The following is an 18699-nucleotide window of genomic DNA, read 5'->3' on the forward strand; positions in this document are numbered from 1 at the left end:
TCACGGGTAAACCCTTAAAAAATGGCCGATTCCAGCAGGCCGATCGCCCATGCCATGGGACCGGATATGCCGTTTGCTGCAGTGCAACTTGATGATTTGCACACCGCATCACCGGGCGAATTCACCATTTGATGAATCTCAAGGGGGATTTCCCAGCTTGCGCCGGAAAATCGTTTATCGATAATTCGACGCATGCCCACCCTCCCTGCCCTGCCTTCGGATGCCGACCTGCGGCGCCAGATCCAGTTCTCCGCGGCCGATGGCCGCATCTGGCTGGCGGGCCAGCGCATGGTGCTGCTGCACGCGGCCTCGCTGGGCATCCTGCGGCGCGAGCTGATGCACACCCTGGGCCCCACCGGCGCGCGCCGCCTGCTGCTGCGCGTGGGCTACGCCTCGGGCGAACGCGACGCCGCGCTGGCACGCCAGCTGCGCCCCGGCGCCGACGGCTTCGCCATGTTCAGCGTCGGCCCGCAGCTGCACATGCTGCAGGGGGCCGTGCAGGTCACGCCCCGGCTGCTGGAGCTGGACATGGCCAGTGGCCATTTCCACGGCATGTTCGACTGGCAGCACTCCTGGGAGGTGGAGACCCATGTGCGCGACTTCGGCCCGCAAAGCGCCCCTGTGTGCTGGACGCTGCTGGGCTACGCCTCGGGCTACACCAGCGCCTTCATGGGCCGCACCGTGCTCTACAAGGAGGTGCAGTGCGCCGCCTGCGGCCATGCGCACTGCGGCATCGAGGGCCGGCCGGTGCAGGACTGGCCCGACGGTGCCCAGCTGGCCAGCGACTACGCGCCGGACGCGCTGATACCGCCGGACGGCCCGCGCACCCTGCCCGCCTGGCCCGCCCCCATGCCCGCCGAGGACCGCCCCGAGCCGCCCGCCGACGCCCTGGGCCCGCTGATCGGGCGCTCGGCCGGCTTCAGCGCCGCCACGCAGCTGCTGCGCAAGGCGGCGGGCACCCAGGTGACGGTGCTGCTCACCGGCGAGACCGGCGTGGGCAAGGAGCGCTTTGCCCGCGCCCTGCACGCCCTGAGCCCGCGCGCCACCAAGCCCTTCGTGGCGGTGAACTGCGCCGCGCTGCCGGGCAACCTGGTGGAGTCGGAACTCTTCGGCACCGAGAAGGGCGCCTTCACCGGCGCCGACGCCGCGCGTGCCGGGCGCTTCGAGCGCGCACACGGCGGCACCCTGTTCCTGGACGAGCTGGGCGAGCTGCCGCTGTCCGCCCAGGCCAAGCTGCTGCGCGTGCTGCAGGACGGCCAGGTCGAGCGCCTGGGCGCCACCCAGCCGCGCCAGGTGGACGTGCGCCTGGTGGCCGCCACCCACGTGGACCTGGCCGAGGCCGTGCGCGCCGGGCGCTTCCGCCAGGACCTGTACTACCGGCTCAACGTCTACCCCATCCGCATCCCGCCGCTGCGCGAGCGGCTGGACGACATCGAGCCCTTCGCCCGGCACCTGCTGCAGCGCTTCGCCACGCGGCACGACAAGCACATCGGCGACCTGACCGACCGCGCCCTGCACGCGCTGCGCCAGTACGCCTGGCCGGGCAACGTGCGCGAGATGGAGAACCTGATCGAGCGCGGCGTGATCCTGGCCGACCCCGGCCAGCCCGTGGACGCGGTGCACCTGTTCCCGGACAGCGCCGGCGGCGCCCCGGCGGCCGCGCCGGCCCACACCCTGCAGGTCTCCGGCCGCCTGGGCGAGCCGCCCCCCGGCGCCTGCGACACCGCGCTGATCGAGCGCCTGCTGTCCGACCGGCTCGACCTGCAGGCGCTGGAGACCCACCTGATCGAGGCCGCCGTGGAACGCAACCACGGCAACCTGGCCGCGGCCGCGCGCCTGCTGGGCCTGACCCGCCCGCAGCTGAGCTACCGCCTGAACAAGATCCGCGACCTCTGACGACGGAAACCCCGCATGGCCAAACGCAGCGCCCTGTGCGCCCCCGACCACCCCGCGCCGTCCGCGCGCACCCTGATCGAGCAGGCCTACGCCCAACTGCGCGACGACATCGTGACCGGCCGGCTCGTGCCCGGCGAGCGGCTGCGCGTGGAGCACCTCAAGGCCGGCTACGGCGTGAGCGCCGGCACGCTGCGCGAGGCCATCACGCGGCTGGCCAGCGACGCGCTGGTGGTCACCGAGGGGCAGCGCGGCTTTCGCGTGGCGCCCATCGCCCTGGAAGACCTGGAGGACATCACCCACCTGCGCGTGCAGATCGAGACCACGGCGCTGCGCCAGTCGATCCGCGCGGGCGACGCGCAGTGGCGCCAGCGGCTGGAGCAGGCCTTTGCCGCCCTCTCGGCCGAGGAGCCGATCGCGCCCGGGCGGCGGCGCCTGTGGGAGCAGCTCAACGTGCACTTTCACGAGGCGCTGCTGTCGGGCCGCCCCTCGCCCTGGACCATGCGCGTGCTGCGCCAGCTCTCGCGCCACACCGAGCGCTACCGCAGCTTCGCCATGGCCCTGCCCGGCGCCGTGCGCGACGTGCACGCCGAGCACACCGAAATCTTCCACTACGCCATGGCCGGGCAGGACGCGCGCGCCGCGCTGGCGCTGGAGGCGCATATCCGCACCACCCCCGACCTGCTCATCCAGGCGCTGCGCGAGGGCCGGGTCTCACTGCCCGGCAAGCCTCCAGCACCCATGTAGCAAGCGCAAGCAGCTATATTATTAATAGCAATCAATACCCTTTCCGTGGACGTTCCCGCCCAGGCACGCTAGGGTGCGCCCATGACCGCCGCCCACCCCCCTCCCGCGCCGCCCCTGCAGGTGGCGCAATGGTTCAACACCCCGCAGCCGCTCACGCTGGAGGCCCTGCGCGGGCGCATCGTGGTGCTGCACGCGTTCCAGATGCTGTGCCCCGGCTGCGTGGAGCACGGCATTCCGCAGGCGCGGCGCGTGCACGAGGCGTTTTCGCAGGACCAGCTGGTCGTGGTCGGCCTGCACACGGTGTTCGAACACCATGCCGTGCAGGGCAGCGCGGCGGCGCTGCAGGCCTTCATCCACGAATACCGGCTGCGCTTTCCCATCGGGCTGGACCAGGCCGACCCGCCGCGCAGCATCCCGCGGACCATGCAAAGCCTGTCGCTGCGCGGCACGCCCAGCCTGGTGGTGCTGGACCCGCAGGGCCGCGTGCGCCTGCACCACTTCGGGCATTTCGACGATCTGCGCCTGGGCGCCCTGCTGGGCCGGCTGCTGGCCGAGCCCGTGGCACCCGCCGCCGAGGCGACAGGCACGGGCTGCGACACCGACGGCTGCCGGCCCACGGACCTGCCGTGAGCGCCCATCCGCGCACCCGGGCCGCGGCCCTGCCGCGGATCAGCGGCTAGCGCCCGCGCGCCACCGGCCAGCGCCAGGCCGACAGCCCGTACATCACCGCGCCGGCCACCAATGCCGCCGCCGCCAGCGCCAGCCCGCGCGCAAAGCCCTGGGCCGGCCCGGCCTGCGCCAGCAGCCAGGCCACCAGCGGCGGCCCGGCGATCTGCCCCAGGCCGTAGACCGCCGTCACCAGGCTGGCGAAGCTGTCGGCCGACTGCGGCCACAGGCGCCGCGCCTCCTGCAGGCCGAAGAAGGTGATGGCCGTGAACGGCAAGCCCACCAGCAGGCTGCTGAGCGCAAAGCCTGCCGGCGTGGGCCAGACCAGCCCCAGCGCGATCCCCAGCGCCTGCAGCGCATAGGCGGCTAGCAGCGGCCAGCGCCGGTCCCAGGCCGCGGGCGCGCGCGTGCTCAGCGCCGCGCCGATGGCCACCCCCGCGCCGAACACGGGCCAGAACAGGTCGGGCCAGGGCGAGTCCGGCGGCAGCGCGCCACGCGCGATCACGGGCAGGAAGGTCGCGGTGACGATGTAGCCCAGCCCCGACAGCCCGTAGGCCAGCGCATGCACGGCGCGCGCCGCCACCGTGCCGCCGGTGCCCGCCTGCGCCGCCGGGGGCGCCGCGCCCGCCCTGGCCATGGCCGCACGTCCCCGCACCACGGGCCAGACCCCGGCGCACAGCAGCACCGCCAGCAGCCCGAACACCACCCAGCCCGGCGCCGCGCGCCACTGCGCGGCCACCATGGCGCTGGCCGCCAGCCCCGTGAGCACGATGCCCAGGCCCGGCCCGCAGAAGATCAGCCCGCCCATGGCGGGCCGCCCCAGCACCGTCAGGCGCACCATGCACCAGGCCGCCACGTTGAGCAGCGCGACGGCGCTGGCCGCGCCCGCCGCGAAGCGCAGCGCCGGCCAGCCGGCCGGCCACGGCAGCGCCATGGCCAGCGTGAGCAGCACCGTGGCCGCCAGCCCCGCGCGTGCCAGCCGCGCCGGGTGCCAGCGCGCGTAGAAGCCGGGCGCCACCCAGGGCAGCGCCATGCAGGCCAGCGCCCCCAGCAGGTAACCCACGTAGTTGGCCGTGGCCAGCCAGCTGCCCTCGGCGAGGGTGAGCACGCCGTCGTTCAGCATCATCGGCAGCAGCGGCGTGAAGGCGAAGCGCCCCACCCCCATGGCCACGGCCAGCGCCAGCATGCCGGCCAGCGCCACCGCCGCGGGCCGCTCGCCCCAGTGCGCGGTGGGCGCGGGGGTGGCGCGGGTGGGGTGGGCCTGTGATTCCATGGTGTCTCTCCGGGCGTTATGATCGCCACAAATCTTATTTCAAGATTGCTTTTTGCAAAACCATCTTTAAAACATATTCATATGGACTTGGTGGCACTGGACATCTTTCGCACGGTGGCCCGTGAAGGCAGCGTCACGCGCGCGGCCGAGCGGCTGGGCCGCGCCCAATCCAACGTGACCACGCGGGTGCAGCAGCTGGAGGAGCAACTGGGCACTGCCCTGTTCCTGCGCGAAGGGCGGCGCATGCTGCTCACGCCCGCCGGCGAGACCCTGCACGCCTACGCCGACCGCCTGCTGGCCCTGGCCGAGGAGGCGCGCCAGGCCCTGCACCCGGACGCGCCCGCCGGCCACCTGCGCATCGGCGCCATGGAGAGCACGGCCGCCGCCCGCCTGCCCGCGCCGCTGGCGCAGATGCACGCCCAGTGGCCGCAGCTGGTGCTGGAGCTGCGCACCGCGCCCTCGCGCCAGCTGGTGGAGCAGGTGCTGGCCCACCAGCTCGACTGCGCGCTGGTGGCCTGGCCGCCGCCCGGCCTGGAGCCCGACGCGCCGGTGGAGCGCACGCCCGTGTTCACCGAATCGCTGCTGCTGGCCCTGCCCGCCAGCCACCCGCCCGTGGACACCCCGGCCGACCTGCGCCTGTCCACGCTGGCCGCCTTCACCCACGGCTGCACCTACCGCCGCATCGGCGAGGACTGGATGCGCCAGGCCACGGGCCAGGCGCCGCAGGTGCTGGAGCTGGCGTCCTACCCCGCCATCCTGGCCTGCGTGGCCGCCGGCCGCTGCGCGGGCGTGGTGCCCCAGTCGGTGGTGGATTTGCTGCGCACGCCGCCGGCGCTGCGCTGGGTGCCGCTGGGCGACTGCGCAACCGTGCTGGTACACCGCACCGGCTACGCCACGCCGGCGCTGGCCGCGCTGCGGCAAGCCCTGCTCGACGCGCGGCACGGCGGCAATGACTTTCCCGATTCTTCTTTCCGGAGCTGACCCATGACTTCCCTGCTGCAACGCCTGCGCATCGACCTGCCCATCCTCCAGGGGCCCATGACGGGCTCCGACACGCCGCAACTGGCGGCCGCCGTCTCGCAGGCCGGCGGCCTGGGCTTTCTGGGCTGCGGCATGCGCTCGCCCGACGCCATGGCGCAGGCCGCGGCCGCCGTGCGCGCGGCCACCGACCGCCCCTTCGGCATGAACCTGTTCGTGCTGGAGACGCCCCGGCCCGACGCCGCCGAGGTCGCCGCCGCCCTGGAGCGGCTGGCCCCGCTGTACGCCGAGTTCGGCCTGACCCCCGAGGTGCCCACGCGCTGGTGCGAAGACTTCGCCGCGCAGTTCGAGGCGCTCATCGCCGCCCGCCCCGCCGTGGCCAGCTTCACCTTCGGCCTCCTCGACGCCGCCCAGGTCCAGCGCCTCAAGAACGAGGCCGGCAGCTGCGTGATCGGCACCGCCACCACGCTGGCCGAGGCGCTGGCCTGGGAGCAGGCGGGCGCCGATGCGGTGGTGGTCAGCGGCATGGAGGCCGGCGGCCACCGCGGCACCTTCCTGGGCGACTTCGACGCCAGCATGGTCGGCACCCTGGCCCTGGTGCCGCAGTGCGTGGATGCGCTGTCCATCCCTGTGATCGCCGCCGGCGGCATCATGGACGGGCGCGGCATCGCCGCCGCGCAGGCGCTGGGCGCACAGGCGGTGCAAATGGGCACGGCCTTCCTGGCCTGCCCCGAGTCCGCCATCGTCCCCGCGCAGCGCGCCGCCATGGCGCAGGCCCAGGCCACGGACACGCGCGTCACACGCATCTTCTCGGGCCGCCCGGCGCGCGGCATCGTCAACGCCATGATGGAACGGCTGGCCGACGCGGAGGCCGCCGTGCCCGCCTATCCCGTGCAGAACGCGCTGACCGGCGCGCTGCGCAAGGCCGCCGCCGGCCAGGGCCGGGCCGACTGCCTGTCGCTGTGGGCCGGCCAGGGCGTGGCCGCGGCGCGGGCGCTGCCGGCGGATCGGCTGGTGGCGCTGCTGGCGCAGGAATGGCAGGCCGCGCTGCAGCGCCTGCGGGCGTGAGGGGCTGGAGCCTTTTTGGCATTTGACGCTTATCCACAAAGCGTCAACAGCTATTAAATTAATAGCACATCAGCGCTGCGCATCGTCGCCCGTGAGCCAGCGCCCCGCCACGCTCTCGGGCAGGTACAGGCCACGCGCCAGGTAGTCGTCGAGCCGGCGCCGGTCGGGCGAGCGCAGCTTGATCAGGGGCGGCAGCGGCCCGCGTATGCGCGCGAACAGCAGCCGCAGCTTGAGCGCGGCGCGGCGCCAGCGGCCTTGCACATGCAGGAAGTACGGCCCCGACTCCGCCGGGGACAGGCTCAGCCGGTAGCGCCCCCCGCGCAGCAGGACCACCTGCAGCGCCAAATGCATGCTCAGGTAGGCCGGCATGTCGATACGCTGCAGCGCCTGCGCGTACAGGCCCTGGGCCTGCAGGTGGGCGATGTACTGCTCGCCGGTGCGGGCGATGACCTCCTGCGTGAATTCGCGCTGCAGGTCTTCGATGAAGGGGCTGCCGGGCGGTGCGGCCATGAACCAGTTCTCCACCACCGGCCGGTCCGGGACGCTGGTGTACTGCTGCAGGTAGTAGCCCACGAAGTCGGCGCCCGTGCGTGCCTGCTCCTGCAGCACCCAGTCCAGCGGCTGGGTGAGGATGGTGCTGGCGTCCAGCCAGATGCCGCCATGGCGGCGCAGCAGCTCCAGCCGGATCCAGTCGGCGCGCCTGGCGGCCGATGCGCCGTCGAGCGCGGCGGGGATGGCCGGCAGGTACTGCAGCACGCCGCGCTCGTCCAGGATGCGGATCTCGAAATGCGGATGCAGGCGCCGCCAATGCTCGAAGCAGCGCCGCACCAGCAGCGGCGGCGTGCCGCCCTGCCAGTAGCTCCAGAGGATGCGGGGGATGCCCGGGCGCGCGGCCGGCGCCGCGGCTGCCGCGCCCGTGGCATGCAGCGTGAACACCGGCGCCGACGCCACCTCCAGGTCGCGCGGGCACAGGCGGTACCAGCGCTTGAGCCAGCCCGCCAGCCACAGTTCACCCCGGTGCTTCCAGCGGGTGGAGGACGGCGCCTGCGACATGGGTCAGCCCTGTCCGCCGGCCGCCACGACGCTCCAGGCATGGCGCAGCCGCAGAGCGCGCAGCCACCAGCCGCGCCGCACGTAGGCGCGCAGCAGCGCCGGTGCCGACAACGGCGATGCCGCAGCGAAGTCGCCCCGCAGGCGCCGCGCCGCGGCCTGGCGTTCGGCCATGGGCAGGCCGGCCCGCTCCAGGAAACGCGCCGCGCCGGCAAGGTTGCGCGCGCTCTGGTGGGCCAGCGCAAAATGCAGCGCCGCGCTGGCGGGCATGGCCCCCTCGGCCTCGGCGGCGCGCAGGGCCTGGGCAAACGCCTCCAGCGCCTGTGACTGGTCGAACGCCTTGGGCAAGGTCATCGTCGCCAGGATGCTGCTGCCACGCTGGCGGTAGGCCACCCAGGGCTGGGGCATGTAGCAATAGCTGCGCGCGCGCAGCAAGGCCTGCGGCATGGCGGCCATGTCCTCGAAGTAGCGGCCCGCGGGGAACCGCAGGTCCGCCCCCCACAGCGCGCGCCGCGTCACCTTGGACCAGGCATGCAGCTGCCCGGTCAGGAACAAACCCGCCAGCAGCCCCGCGCGATCGTTCTGAGGCCCCCCTGCCGGGCCGGCAAAGGTGGCGCGATGCCTCTCACCACGCAGCCGGTGCTTGAGCCGTGCACGCTCGCGCCACACCGTGAAGTCGCACAGCACCGCATCCGGGGCATGGCGCTGCACGGTGGCCTGCAAGCCGGCCAGCGCGCCCGGCAGCAGCTTGTCGTCGGAGTCAAGAAACCAGAGGTATTCGCCGCGGGCCGCGTCGATCATGGTGTTGCGCGCCGCGCTCAGGCCCTGGTTGACCGCGTGGTACATCAGGGTCAGCCGGCCGGGCCAGCGCTGCGCCAGCTGCTCCATGAGCGCGCGCGAGCCGTCGGTGGAGCGGTCGTCGAGCACCAGCACCTCCACGCCCGCACCGCCATCCCGGGCATGCGGCAGCTGCGCCACCTGCTCCACCACGGAGGCGAGGCACTCCTGCAAATAGTCCTGCACGTTGTAGACCGGCACCAGGATGCTGAGCCAGGGCGCGGCCGATGCGCGCACGGCGTCGCTCACCGCGCCGCCTCCAGCCCCTGCAGCAGCAGGTCCTCGTAGCGCGTCGTCATGGTCTGCAGGCTGTACAGGTGCCGTGCGTCTTCCCGCGCGGCCTGGGCCAGGCGCTGCGCCTCGTCATCGCACGTCAGCAGGCGCGCCAACGCGTCGGCCAGCGATTGGGGATCGGCATGCGCGGCCAGCAGGCCATTGCGGCCGTCATCGACGATTTCCTGCACGCCCACCACACGGCTGCCCACCACGGCACAGCCCGCGGCCATGCCCTCGATCAACGACAGGGGCATGCCCTCGTAGTGCGTGGCCAGCACGCAGATGCGATGGCCCATGAGCAGCCCCGGCACATCACCGCAGTGGCCCAGGAACTCCACCTGCCCGTCCAGCCCCAGGGCCGTGCACAGCTTGCGCGCGGCGCTCTGCGCCCCCGCCTTGCCGCCGCCCGCAAGCCGGACGGGCGGAGTGAGCCCGCGCTGACGCAGCAGCGCCACGGCGCGCAGCAGCGTGGCGTGGTCCTTCTGGCGTGCAAAGCGGGCGGTCATGACGATGCCCGGCACCCGGTCGGCCCACATGGGATGGCGCGCCGGCGCATACGGCGCCAGGTCGATGCCGTTGGGAATGGCCACGGTCTTGGCGGCGGGAAAGCCACGGTCGAGCAGGCTCTGGCGCACCCCCTCGGAAACGCCCACGATCAGGTCGGTGCGCTGTGCCAGCCACAGGGCCTGGCGCAGCCGCCAGGCGGTGTAGCGCTCGCGGGAGTTGTGCTCCACATGCACCAGGCGCGGCACGCCGGCCATCAACCCCGCATAGCGCCCCCACAGGTGCTCGCTGAAGCCGTGGGCCACCAGCACGTCCGGCTTGAAACGCCGGCAAAGCGCGACCAGCTGCCAGATGGTGGCGGCATGGGCCCAACCCGCCACGGTTTCCACCGCCAGCCCCTGGTCCCGCAGCGCCTGCACGCGCTCGTTGCGCGTATGCCGCTTGCGGCGCAGCACCAGCAGCGCCTCGCAGCGGCCGGAGGCCGCGTGGGCGCGCACCAGGTCCACGGCCACCTGCGTGGCGCCGGAAAAGCCCCCGGTCACGAAGTGCAGCACCCGAGGCCGGCGGGGCGCGCCGGACGGTACGGGAACAAAGGCGTGTGCAGACATGGATCAGGCGGAGGGCGAGGCGGCAGGAACGGCGTCCGTGCGCCCTGCGTATTGCGCGTCCATGCCCCGCACCGCGGACCAGGTGAGCATGACCATGAACAGGTAGAACATGATGCCGCTGTTGTGCGCAAAGAAGACCTGCGTCATGCCGAATCCCGCGTACAGCAGGGGAATGCACACGCCCCCCAGACGCAGCGCCAGGATCTGCGCGCGCACCTCGCCGTCCTGGTGCGCATAGGCGGCCATGCGCGCACGCGTGGGCCAGAACATGCCCAGCGGCACCGCATAGAACAGCAGCAGCAGGGCCACCCCTGCGAGCCCCGCCTTGATGAACATGTCCAGGGGCTCGTTGTGGGTGTAGATGTACTCGAGGATGGACGGCTCGTACTGCCCCGCCGCCACGCGCTTTTCCTTCTCTGCCAGATAGCCCCGCATGCCCCAGCCCAGGAAGGGCTTCTCCAGGCCCACCTCCCAGGCGAACCGCCAGTGCTCCAGCCGCTGGCCCACCGAGGTGTCGGCCTCGCGCTGGGTGCCATAGATCAGCACTTCCTTCTCCATGATGTCCCAGCGCTCGGACAACACCTCATGGTTGGCTGCGCCTAGTACCAGCAGCGCAACGGCGGCACCCGCGAGGGCCCGCCACAGCGCCCGACGAGAAAAGCGCCACAGCAGATACAGCCCCGCGGGGCAGGCCAGCAGCAGCGCCAGCCAGCCACCCCGCGATTGCGACAGCACGGAGGCATTGAGCGCCAGGAGCCCCCCCAGGCACGCCAGGGCCACGGCCCAGCGGTTCAGGTGTTCACGCAGTGCCAGGGTCTGGACGGCCAGCATGGTGCCCAACAACAGCGCCAGGTTGCCCCACTGGATGGCATTGGTCCTGCCCGTGGGGAAACCCGAGGCGCGCGGAGAGCCCTCTACATGCACCTGCCACAACGCCACCGCGCCCAGCCCCAGGCATCCCGCCAGCAGCCCCCAGAACTGGGCACGGGGCCTGGGCGCCGCAAGACTCACGAAGAGCAGGCAGGCGATGCCGAACGCAAACTTCGAGGGACGGTCCCCTCCCCCCAGGCCTTCCGTGGGATTGGCCAGCACGAACCACAGCACGCCCATCCCGGCCATGGTCGCCGCAAGACTCCACGTCCAGCGGTCGTGCGCCATGCGGGGCCACCGGTGCAGGGAGCACAGCGCGCCGATGAGCAGCAGTGCAGCGCCGTAGGAGTAGCCCGACTGCACCGTCAAGGCCAGCGCAGGCAGCAGGAACAGCGCCACGGTGGCGACCCGGCGAGGCCAGGGGCCCGGGCCCAAAAGGGTTTCAAGGGTCATGAGCGATACGCAGCCCAGAGCCTGCCGATCAGCCCTGCGGATATCGAGGAAGCACCGCCGGTGCGGCGGCGGTGCTGCAGACAGACGCTTGGCGCGAAGGCCGCATCAATGCCCGGCGTGGACGACCTCACCCGCCTTCAGGCGGTACACGGTGCCGCAGTAGGGGCACTTGGCTTCGCCCGTGCGGGCCACGTCCAGGTACACCTTGGGGTGGCTGTTCCAGAGCTTCATGTCGGCCTTGGGGCTGGGACAAAAAACTCCGCCCTGGGCGTTCAGGTCCTTGGCCAGCAGTTCAACGATTGCTTGCGACATGGTTCAGACCTTGGTGAGCCAGTGGGCGTACTTGGGATTGCGGCCGTTGACGATGTCAAAGAACGCGCTCTGGATCTTCTCGGTGATGGGGCCGCGGCTGCCGGCGCCGATCTCGATGCGGTCGAGCTCGCGGATGGGCGTCACTTCGGCGGCCGTGCCGGTGAAGAAGGCCTCGTCGGCGATGTACACCTCGTCGCGCGTGATGCGCTTTTGCACGATCTCCAGGCCCAGGTCCTTGGCGATGTGGAAGATGGTGTTGCGCGTGATGCCGTTGAGCGCGCCGGCCGACAGGTCGGGCGTGTAGATCACGCCGTTCTTCACGACGAAGATGTTCTCGCCCGCACCTTCGGACACGAAGCCGGCGGCGTCCAGCAGCAGGGCCTCGTCGTAGCCGTCGTCCGTGGCTTCCATGTTGGCCAGGATGGAGTTGCTGTAGTTGCTCACGGCCTTGGCCTGCGTCATCGTGATGTTGACGTGGTGGCGCGTATAGCTGCTGGTCTTGACGCGGATGCCGCGCTTCATGCCTTCCTCGCCCAGGTAGGCGCCCCAGGCCCAGGCCGCCACCATCAGGTGGATCTGGTTGCCCTTGGGGGAGACGCCGAGCTTTTGCGAGCCGATCCAGGTCAGCGGGCGCAGGTAGCAGGACTCGAGCTTGTTCTCGCGCACCACGGCCTTCTGGGCCTCGTTCACCTCTTCCTTGGTGAAGGGCAGCTGCATGCGCAGGATCTTGGCGCTGTTGAACAGGCGGTCGGTGTGCTCCTCCAGGCGGAAGATGGCCGTGCCGTTCACGGTGTTGTAGGCGCGCACGCCTTCGAAGGCGCCGCAGCCGTAGTGCAGCGTGTGGGTCAGCACGTGGATCTTGGCGTCGCGCCAGTCCACCATCTGGCCATCCATCCAGATCTTGCCGTCACGGTCGGCCATGGAGGGAACAACGGGGCTCATGGGGATCCTTTAGAGAACTGCGAAGGTCGCAAAGCCGGTGATTTTACGATTCGCCGGCCGGTAGGGAAGGGGCCGCCGGCACGGCGTCCTCCTGCGGCGCGGGGCGCACCAGCTCCCAGCGCGCCAGCCGGCCGTTGACGAACTCGCAGGTCACGTGCGAATGCGTGCCGTCGGTCCAGCGGAAGAGCTCGGGCTGCTGGCCCTCGGCGGACAGCTGCTCGCCCAGCGCGCGCGTCATGGCGACGACATGCATCAGGTTCACGCCGGGCTTGAGCCTGGCATTGAGCATCACGGCGCTGCCCACATAGCCGATGGGGTTGTTGCGGGCCTTTTGCATCACGTTCATGAGGCGCGTGAAGTGCAGCAGCGCCCACATGACCAGGCCGCCGCTCACCGTGAGAATGCCCTGCCCGCCATAGGCGCGGTAGGCGGCGATTACGAGGGCGACGATGCCCAGTGGCACGAGGATCTTGCGCAAATTCATGGCCGCATTGTCCTACGCGCCATGGGGCGCCCGGCTGTGGAAGCTGCGTAGCGGCCGGCCGCCTGGCGGACGGCCTGTCCGCCGGCGGCGGGCCGTCCCGCGCCGGTCAGGCCAGGCCGCGCACGGCGGCCATGGCCTCCTCCACGCGCTCCACGGCGTGGATCTCCAACCCCGGAATGGGCTTCTTGGGCGCGTTCGCCTTGGGCACCACGGCCACGGTGAAGCCCAGTTTGGCGGCCTCCTTCAGCCGCTCCTGGCCGCGCGGCGCGGGGCGCACCTCGCCGGCCAGCCCCACCTCGCCGAAGGCGATGAACCCCTTGGGCAGGGCGCGCCCGCGCAGGCTGCTGGTGATGGCCAGCATCGCCGCCAGGTCGGCCGCGGGCTCGCTGATGCGCACGCCGCCCACGGCGTTGACGAACACGTCCTGGTCCGCGCAGGCCACGCCCGCATGGCGGTGCAAAACCGCCAGCAGCATGGCCAGGCGGTCACGCTCCAGGCCCACCGACAGGCGCCGCGGGCTGGGCCCGCCGCCGTCGACCAGGGCCTGGATCTCCACCAGCAGCGGCCGCGTGCCTTCCAGCGTGACTAGCACGCAGCTGCCGGGCACGGGCTCGCTGTGTTGGGACAGAAAGATGGCGCTGGGGTTGGTCACGCCCTTGAGGCCCTTTTCCGTCATGGCGAACACGCCGATCTCGTTCACCGCGCCAAAGCGGTTCTTGATGGCCCGCACCAGGCGGAAGCTGCTGTGCGTGTCGCCCTCGAAGTACAGCACCGTGTCCACCATGTGCTCCAGCACGCGCGGGCCGGCCAGCGCGCCCTCCTTGGTCACATGGCCCACCAGGATGATGGCGATGCCCGTGGCCTTGGCCATGCGCGTGAGGTGCGCCGCGCACTCGCGCACCTGGGCCACCGAGCCCGGCGCGCTGGTGAGCTGGTCCGAGTAGATGGTCTGGATGGAGTCGATCACCGCCACGGCGGGCTGCGTGGCCTCGATGGTGGCCAGGATCTTCTCCAGCTGGATCTCGGCCAGCACGTTCACCTGGCTGTGGTCCAGCCCCAGGCGGCGCGAGCGCAGCGCCACCTGCGCGCCGCTTTCCTCGCCCGTCACGTACAGCGTGGGCAGGCCCACGCGGTGCAGCGCATCCATGGCCTGCAGCAGCAGGGTGGACTTGCCGATGCCCGGGTCGCCGCCGATCAGCACCACGCCTCCCTCCACCACGCCGCCGCCCAGCACGCGGTCCAGCTCCTCGATGCCACTGGCCGTGCGCGCCACCTCGGTGGCCTCGATGGCCGCCAGCGGCATCACGGCCTGCGCCTGGGCCAGGCCGGCGTACTGCCCGGCGGCCGTGCTCAGCCGGTTCTTGCCGCCGCCCGCGCTCTCGGCCACGCCCTCGACCAGCGTGTTCCAGGCCCCGCAGGCCGGGCATTTGCCCAGCCAGCGCGGGCTGGTGCCGCCGCATGCGGTGCAGGTGAAGATGGTTTTGTCCTTGGCCATGGGGCGCAGACTATAGCGGGCGCCAGCGTGGACAATGGCCCGTTCCCCAGAACCGCATTCCACCCATGAAAGCATGCATCTACGGAGCCGGCGCCATTGGCGGCTGGCTTGGACTGGCACTGGCCCAGGCCGGCTGCGACCTGAGCCTGGTCGCGCGCGGAGACACCCTGGCCGCACTGCAGGCCCACGGCCTGCGCCTCACCCGCCCCGACGGCAGCCAGGCCCAGGCGGCCGTGCGCGCCAGCGACGACCCCGCCGCGCTCGGCGCGCAGGACCTGGTGGTCATCGCCGTGAAGGCCCCGGCCCTGCCCGACGTGGCGCGACGCATCGCACCGCTGATCGGCCCCGGCACCGTGGTGCTCACCGCCATGAACGGCGTGCCCTGGTGGTTCACCGCCGGCTGCGAGGGCCCCGCGCGCGGCCAGGCCCTCACCAGCGTGGATGCCGACGGCGGCATCGCCCGCGCCTTTTCGCAGGCGCAGGTGGTCGGCGGCGTGGTGCACGCCAGCTGCGCGCTCGACGGCCCCGGCCAGGTGCGCCAGCATTTCGGCAACAAGCTCATCCTGGGCGATCCCGGCGGGCAGGACGGCGCACACCTGGACCGGATCGCCGAACGGCTGGCGCGCGGCGGCATCGAGGTCGAGCGCTCGCCGCGCATCCAGCGCGACATCTGGTTCAAGCTCTGGGGCAACCTGACCATGAACCCCATCAGCGCCCTCACCGGCGCCACCACCGACCGCATCCTGGACGACGATCTGGTGCGCGGCTTCGTCTCGGCCGTGATGCTGGAGGCCAAGGCCATCGGCGAGCGGCTGGGCCTGCCCATCGACCAGCGGCCCGAGGACCGGCACGCCGTCACGCGCCGGCTGGGCGCGTTCAAGACCTCGATGCTGCAGGACGTGGAGGCCCACAAGCCCATGGAGATCGACGCACTCGTGGGCGTCGTGCGCGAGCTGGGCCAGCTCACGCAGGTGCCCACCCCGCACACCGACGCGCTGCTGGGCCTCACGCGGCTCATGGCACGCACGCGCGGTTTATATTAAAAACAGGCCCTGGCGCTTATCCAACAAGCGCAAACAGCTACATTTTTCATAGCAAACACCATGACCCAGCTCACGCTCTACTACGCACCCGGCACCTGCGCCCAGGCCGTGCGCATCGCCCTGCTCGAAGCCAACGCCCCGCACGAGGCCGTGCGCCTGGACTTCGCCGCCGGCGAGCAGCGCAGCCCCGCCTACCTGGCCATCAACCCCAAGGGCCGCGTGCCGGCGCTGGTGACCGAGCGGGGCGTGCTCAGCGAAACGCCCGCGCTGCTGCTCTACGTGGCCCAGCGCTTTGCGGCCGCACGGCTCGCGCCGCTGGACGACCCCTTCGCCCTGGCGCGCATGCAGGAATTCCACAGCTACCTCGCCTCCACCGTGCATGTGGCCCACGCCCACCGCCCGCGCGCCAGCCGCTGGGCCGACGAGCCCGAGGCCCAGGCCGCCATGCAGCGCAAGGTGCCGGCCAACATGGCCGAGTGCTTCGACGTGATCGAACGGCATTACCTGGGCCACGCGGACCAGGGCCCCTGGGTGCTGGGCGAGCAGTACTCCGTGGCCGACGGCTATCTGTTCACCGTGGCGGGCTGGCTGAAAGGCGACGGCGTGGACATCGCCCGCTTCCCCAAGGTGCACGCCCATTCCCAACGCGTGGCGGCACGCCCGGCGGTGCAGCAGGCGCTGGCCTGAAGCGCGCGCGGCCATGGCCGCACAAAGTGGCGCGGACACCGGGGACAATACCGCCCCGATACCATCGGGCCCGGCCCACGGCGCCCCCTCTTCAAGGCCTTGAGAAGGAGCGCTGGCCGCGGTGCCCATCCAGCATGGGCAGGACATTCACGACCGATATCAATGCACCAGAGAATCAATCCCAGTTTCTTGTTCAACAGCACCCAGCACGGATTCAGCCAGGCGGTTGTTTCCACGGGGACCAAGCAGATCTTCCTGTCGGGGCAGGTCGCCGCCAATGCCGACCAGTCCCTGCACTGCGTCGGCATGCATGCGCAGGCCACGCAATGCCTGAAGAGCATCGAGCGCTTGCTGGCGCAAGTGCCCGCCAGCCTGGCCGATGTGACCATGCTGCGGCTCTACATCCGGGCAGATGCCAGCACCGAGGCGTCGCAAAAGGACATCTCCCAAGCGCTGCATGAGGCTTTTGGCGAGGCCCTGCCGGCTTCTTCCTGGATTCTGGTTTCAGGATTGGCCGACCCCGCATGGCTGATCGAAATCGAGGCGCAGGCCGTCACGGACTGACGCCGGCAGCCGCGTGGGGCCAGGCACGCCCTCAGCGCAGTGCCTCGCCATCGCTCCACGCAAACCGCACGCGCGGCTCGATCTCCCGGACCTCCGCGCGCAGCAGCGACGCCAACCGCGCCGCCTCGCGCTGGGTGAGCCGGGCCACGGTGGTGGACAGGCTCACCGCCGCGAAGGCCCGCCCGCCCGCATCGCGCACGGCGTGGCCCACGGCGGCGGTGTTGGTGTTGAGGCAGCCGCCGCTGCGCGCATAGCCCAGCGCGCGCGTCTGCGCGATCAGCGTGCGCAGCGCGGGCACGTCCAGGCCGCCGTAGCGGCCCAGCACCTCGGCATGCGCCTGCAATGCGGCCTCGACCAGCGCGTCGTCCTGCGCGGCCATCAGGGCCAGGCCGGCCGCGCCCACGCCCAGCGGGCGGCGCCCGCCCACGGTGACGGAGAGCGGCGGGTCCAGCCGCTGCACGTTGGTGTGGTCGTAGCACACGGCCTCATGGCCGCTGAGCACGAAGAGGTAGGCCGCGTAGCCCGTGGCGTCGGCCAGGCGGCGCAGGTGGGCGGTGAAGAGCGGCGCCACATCGTGCCGCGCCCGCGCGGCCAGGCCGTGCTCGAAGGTGAGGCGGCCCAGCACATAGCCCTTGCCATCGGGCAACTGCGTCACCATGCGCGCGGCCGCCATGTCGCGCAGCAGGCGGTGCACGGTGGGGTGCGGTATGCCGGACTGCCGGGCAATGTCCGACAGCGACAGGCCGCGCGCGTCGTAGCGCGAGAGCTGGTCGAGGATGCGCAGCGCGCGGTCGAGCACCAGGGTGGTCATGCGTCTCCAGGGTTGCCGTTGTCCATCCAGTGGAAAAAGCGATTGTAGGAAGCGCACCGATCGCAACAATCGACTCCGACGACAACCACCACGCCACGCGCGGCCTTTTCATTCCACAGGAGACAACATGCACCGCACCCTTGCCAACGCCCTGCCACGCCGCGCCCTGCTGGGCGCCGCCACCGCCGCGCTGCTGTGCGCCGCCGGCCCGCTGGCCGCGCAGGACGCCTTCCCGGCCAAGCCGATCCGCTTCATCGTGCCCTATGCGGCGGGCGGCACCACCGACCTGGTGGCGCGCACCGTGGGCGCGCGCATGGCGCAGACGCTGGGCCAGCCCGTGGTGATCGAGAACCGGGGCGGCGCGGGCGGCAACATCGGCATGGACGCCGTGGCCAAGGCCGCGCCCGACGGCTACACCGTGGGCATGGGCGCCATCTCCACCAACGCGCTGAACCCGCACATCTACAAGAAGATGCCGTTCGACCCGCGCAAGGACTTCACGCCCATCGGCCAGCTGGGCAACTCCACCATCGTGCTGGAAGTGGGCCCCGCCCTGCCCGTGAAGAACGTGGCCGAGCTGATCGCGCATGCACGCAAGAACCCCGGCCTGCCCTATTCCACCGCGGGCGCGGGCACCTCCATGCACCTGGCGGGCGTGCTGTTCGGGCAGGTCAGCAAGACCGAGCTGACGCATGTGCCCTACAAGGGCAGCGCGCCGCTGATCACCGACCTGATCGCGGGCCAGGTGCCCGTGGCGTTCGACAACCTGCCGGCCTCGCTGCCGCACATCCAGTCGGGCAAGCTCAAGGCGCTGGCGGTGGCCGGCTCGCAGCGCTCGCCCGCGCTGCCCGACGTGCCCACGCTGGCCGAGGCGGGCCTTGCCGACTACGCGGTCGAACCCTGGTTCGGCGTGTACGGCCCCGCGGGCATGCCCGCCGCCGTGGTGCAGCGCCTGGAAAAGGCGCTGCAGGACGCGCTGGCCGAACCGGCCGTGAAGGACAAGCTGCTGGCCGCCGGCTTCACGCCCCGCGGCTCCACGGCCGCCGAGTTCGGCGCCCTGACCCAGCGCGAATACGAGCGCCTGGGCAAGGTGGCGCGCGACGCCCACATGGCCGCCGACTGACGCACCGACCGGAGA

20 protein-coding genes are annotated in these 18699 nt (G+C 71.7%); 9 read left to right on the plus strand and 11 right to left on the minus strand.

Annotated features, from left to right (window positions below; genetic code table 11):
- Positions 1 to 14: 14 nt before the first annotated feature.
- A complete protein-coding gene (locus BP68_RS10050) occupies positions 15 to 194 on the minus strand; it encodes a hypothetical protein (protein WP_496371243.1) in 180 nt (59 codons plus the stop codon).
- Between BP68_RS10050 and BP68_RS10055 the strand changes: the two genes are divergently transcribed.
- The 3 genes from BP68_RS10055 (at position 193) to BP68_RS10065 (ending at position 3270) form a co-directional block, all read left to right on the plus strand.
- The gene (locus BP68_RS10055; protein ID WP_496371244.1) at positions 193 to 1896 is read left to right on the plus strand and encodes a sigma 54-interacting transcriptional regulator; all 1704 of its coding nucleotides are present in this window, start codon (positions 193 to 195) and stop codon (positions 1894 to 1896) included. The genes BP68_RS10050 and BP68_RS10055 overlap by 2 nt on opposite strands.
- 15 nt (positions 1897 to 1911) lie before the next feature.
- Entirely contained in the window at positions 1912 to 2640 is a 729-nt protein-coding gene (locus BP68_RS10060) for a GntR family transcriptional regulator (protein ID WP_496371245.1), read from the plus strand.
- Between the two features lie 81 nt (positions 2641 to 2721).
- Positions 2722 to 3270, plus strand: coding sequence for a redoxin domain-containing protein (locus BP68_RS10065; RefSeq protein ID WP_496371246.1), 549 nt, complete (start codon positions 2722 to 2724; stop codon positions 3268 to 3270).
- 46 nt (positions 3271 to 3316) lie between these two features.
- On the opposite strand, the gene BP68_RS10070 is transcribed toward BP68_RS10065, so the two are convergent.
- On the minus strand, positions 3317 to 4579 hold the full coding sequence (locus BP68_RS10070) for a YbfB/YjiJ family MFS transporter (protein WP_496371247.1): 1263 nt from the start codon (positions 4577 to 4579) through the stop codon (positions 3317 to 3319).
- Positions 4580 to 4660: 81 nt separating this feature from the next.
- Here BP68_RS10070 and BP68_RS10075 point away from each other — a divergent pair, with 81 nt between their 5' ends.
- Together BP68_RS10075 and BP68_RS10080 are read left to right on the plus strand one after the other, a co-directional pair.
- On the plus strand, positions 4661 to 5560 hold the full coding sequence (locus tag BP68_RS10075) for a LysR family transcriptional regulator (RefSeq protein WP_496371248.1): 900 nt from the start codon (positions 4661 to 4663) through the stop codon (positions 5558 to 5560).
- A 3-nt stretch (positions 5561 to 5563) separates the two neighbouring features.
- Positions 5564 to 6625 carry an NAD(P)H-dependent flavin oxidoreductase gene (locus BP68_RS10080; RefSeq protein WP_496371249.1) on the plus strand — a complete coding sequence of 354 codons (1062 nt, stop codon included), beginning with the start codon at positions 5564 to 5566 and terminating at the stop codon, positions 6623 to 6625.
- A gap of 69 nt (positions 6626 to 6694) precedes the next feature.
- On the opposite strand, the gene BP68_RS10085 is transcribed toward BP68_RS10080, so the two are convergent.
- From BP68_RS10085 to radA, 8 genes are all read right to left on the minus strand, one after another.
- Positions 6695 to 7678 carry a glycosyltransferase family 32 protein gene (locus BP68_RS10085; RefSeq protein WP_496371251.1) on the minus strand — a complete coding sequence of 328 codons (984 nt, stop codon included), beginning with the start codon at positions 7676 to 7678 and terminating at the stop codon, positions 6695 to 6697.
- 3 nt (positions 7679 to 7681) lie between these two features.
- Positions 7682 to 8761 carry a glycosyltransferase family 2 protein gene (locus BP68_RS10090; RefSeq protein ID WP_496371253.1) on the minus strand — a complete coding sequence of 360 codons (1080 nt, stop codon included), beginning with the start codon at positions 8759 to 8761 and terminating at the stop codon, positions 7682 to 7684.
- Entirely contained in the window at positions 8758 to 9900 is a 1143-nt protein-coding gene (locus tag BP68_RS10095; protein WP_496371255.1) for a glycosyltransferase, read from the minus strand. The genes BP68_RS10090 and BP68_RS10095 overlap by 4 nt, the downstream gene beginning before the upstream one ends.
- Before the next feature lie 3 nt (positions 9901 to 9903).
- Positions 9904 to 11223, minus strand: a complete 1320-nt coding sequence (locus BP68_RS10100) for an O-antigen ligase family protein (protein ID WP_496371257.1) — start codon at positions 11221 to 11223, stop codon at positions 9904 to 9906.
- 105 nt (positions 11224 to 11328) lie between these two features.
- Complete coding sequence (locus BP68_RS10105; RefSeq protein WP_496371259.1) at positions 11329 to 11535, minus strand: zinc-finger domain-containing protein; 207 nt, start codon at positions 11533 to 11535, stop codon at positions 11329 to 11331.
- 3 nt (positions 11536 to 11538) lie between these two features.
- Complete coding sequence (locus tag BP68_RS10110; RefSeq protein ID WP_496371261.1) at positions 11539 to 12477, minus strand: branched-chain amino acid transaminase; 939 nt, start codon at positions 12475 to 12477, stop codon at positions 11539 to 11541.
- A 43-nt stretch (positions 12478 to 12520) separates the two neighbouring features.
- Positions 12521 to 12961, minus strand: coding sequence for a glycerate kinase (locus tag BP68_RS10115; protein ID WP_496371263.1), 441 nt, complete (start codon positions 12959 to 12961; stop codon positions 12521 to 12523).
- 106 nt (positions 12962 to 13067) lie between these two features.
- Positions 13068 to 14456 (minus strand): DNA repair protein RadA, encoded by a 1389-nt coding sequence (radA, locus tag BP68_RS10120; protein WP_496371265.1) that lies wholly within the window; start codon positions 14454 to 14456, stop codon positions 13068 to 13070.
- Between the two features lie 65 nt (positions 14457 to 14521).
- Between radA and BP68_RS10125 the strand changes: the two genes are divergently transcribed.
- The 3 genes from BP68_RS10125 to BP68_RS10135 all read left to right on the plus strand — a co-directional run bounded on the left by BP68_RS10125 (position 14522) and on the right by BP68_RS10135 (position 16750).
- Complete coding sequence (locus BP68_RS10125; protein ID WP_496371267.1) at positions 14522 to 15499, plus strand: 2-dehydropantoate 2-reductase; 978 nt, start codon at positions 14522 to 14524, stop codon at positions 15497 to 15499.
- Positions 15500 to 15559: 60 nt separating this feature from the next.
- Positions 15560 to 16186, plus strand: coding sequence for a glutathione S-transferase family protein (locus BP68_RS10130; protein ID WP_496371269.1), 627 nt, complete (start codon positions 15560 to 15562; stop codon positions 16184 to 16186).
- Positions 16187 to 16348: 162 nt separating this feature from the next.
- Positions 16349 to 16750, plus strand: a complete 402-nt coding sequence (locus tag BP68_RS10135) for a Rid family hydrolase (protein ID WP_496371271.1) — start codon at positions 16349 to 16351, stop codon at positions 16748 to 16750.
- 31 nt (positions 16751 to 16781) lie between these two features.
- Here the strand turns inward: BP68_RS10135 and BP68_RS10140 are convergent, their stop codons facing one another.
- Positions 16782 to 17561: an IclR family transcriptional regulator gene (locus BP68_RS10140; RefSeq protein WP_496371273.1), complete on the minus strand. Its 780-nt coding sequence runs from the start codon at positions 17559 to 17561 to the stop codon at positions 16782 to 16784.
- 127 nt (positions 17562 to 17688) lie between these two features.
- Between BP68_RS10140 and BP68_RS10145 the strand changes: the two genes are divergently transcribed.
- A complete protein-coding gene (locus BP68_RS10145) occupies positions 17689 to 18684 on the plus strand; it encodes a Bug family tripartite tricarboxylate transporter substrate binding protein (protein ID WP_496371275.1) in 996 nt (331 codons plus the stop codon).
- The last annotated feature ends 15 nt before the right edge of the window (positions 18685 to 18699 follow it).

Source organism: Diaphorobacter oryzae DSM 22780 (assembly GCF_059568935.1).

Coding starts and splice junctions, on each gene's coding strand:
- BP68_RS10135 (WP_496371271.1), top strand. CDS start 16,349: ATGCACCAGAGAATCAATCCCAGTTTCTTGTTCAACAGCACCCAGCAC.
- BP68_RS10105 (WP_496371259.1), bottom strand. CDS start 11,535: ATGTCGCAAGCAATCGTTGAACTGCTGGCCAAGGACCTGAACGCCCAG.
- BP68_RS10125 (WP_496371267.1), top strand. CDS start 14,522: ATGAAAGCATGCATCTACGGAGCCGGCGCCATTGGCGGCTGGCTTGGA.
- BP68_RS10110 (WP_496371261.1), bottom strand. CDS start 12,477: ATGAGCCCCGTTGTTCCCTCCATGGCCGACCGTGACGGCAAGATCTGG.
- BP68_RS10065 (WP_496371246.1), top strand. CDS start 2,722: ATGACCGCCGCCCACCCCCCTCCCGCGCCGCCCCTGCAGGTGGCGCAA.
- BP68_RS10140 (WP_496371273.1), bottom strand. CDS start 17,561: ATGACCACCCTGGTGCTCGACCGCGCGCTGCGCATCCTCGACCAGCTC.
- BP68_RS10055 (WP_496371244.1), top strand. CDS start 193: ATGCCCACCCTCCCTGCCCTGCCTTCGGATGCCGACCTGCGGCGCCAG.
- BP68_RS10095 (WP_496371255.1), bottom strand. CDS start 9,900: ATGTCTGCACACGCCTTTGTTCCCGTACCGTCCGGCGCGCCCCGCCGG.
- BP68_RS10075 (WP_496371248.1), top strand. CDS start 4,661: ATGGACTTGGTGGCACTGGACATCTTTCGCACGGTGGCCCGTGAAGGC.
- BP68_RS10060 (WP_496371245.1), top strand. CDS start 1,912: ATGGCCAAACGCAGCGCCCTGTGCGCCCCCGACCACCCCGCGCCGTCC.
- BP68_RS10070 (WP_496371247.1), bottom strand. CDS start 4,579: ATGGAATCACAGGCCCACCCCACCCGCGCCACCCCCGCGCCCACCGCG.
- radA (WP_496371265.1), bottom strand. CDS start 14,456: ATGGCCAAGGACAAAACCATCTTCACCTGCACCGCATGCGGCGGCACC.
- BP68_RS10130 (WP_496371269.1), top strand. CDS start 15,560: ATGACCCAGCTCACGCTCTACTACGCACCCGGCACCTGCGCCCAGGCC.
- BP68_RS10115 (WP_496371263.1), bottom strand. CDS start 12,961: ATGAATTTGCGCAAGATCCTCGTGCCACTGGGCATCGTCGCCCTCGTA.
- BP68_RS10085 (WP_496371251.1), bottom strand. CDS start 7,678: ATGTCGCAGGCGCCGTCCTCCACCCGCTGGAAGCACCGGGGTGAACTG.
- BP68_RS10050 (WP_496371243.1), bottom strand. CDS start 194: ATGCGTCGAATTATCGATAAACGATTTTCCGGCGCAAGCTGGGAAATC.
- BP68_RS10080 (WP_496371249.1), top strand. CDS start 5,564: ATGACTTCCCTGCTGCAACGCCTGCGCATCGACCTGCCCATCCTCCAG.
- BP68_RS10145 (WP_496371275.1), top strand. CDS start 17,689: ATGCACCGCACCCTTGCCAACGCCCTGCCACGCCGCGCCCTGCTGGGC.
- BP68_RS10100 (WP_496371257.1), bottom strand. CDS start 11,223: ATGACCCTTGAAACCCTTTTGGGCCCGGGCCCCTGGCCTCGCCGGGTC.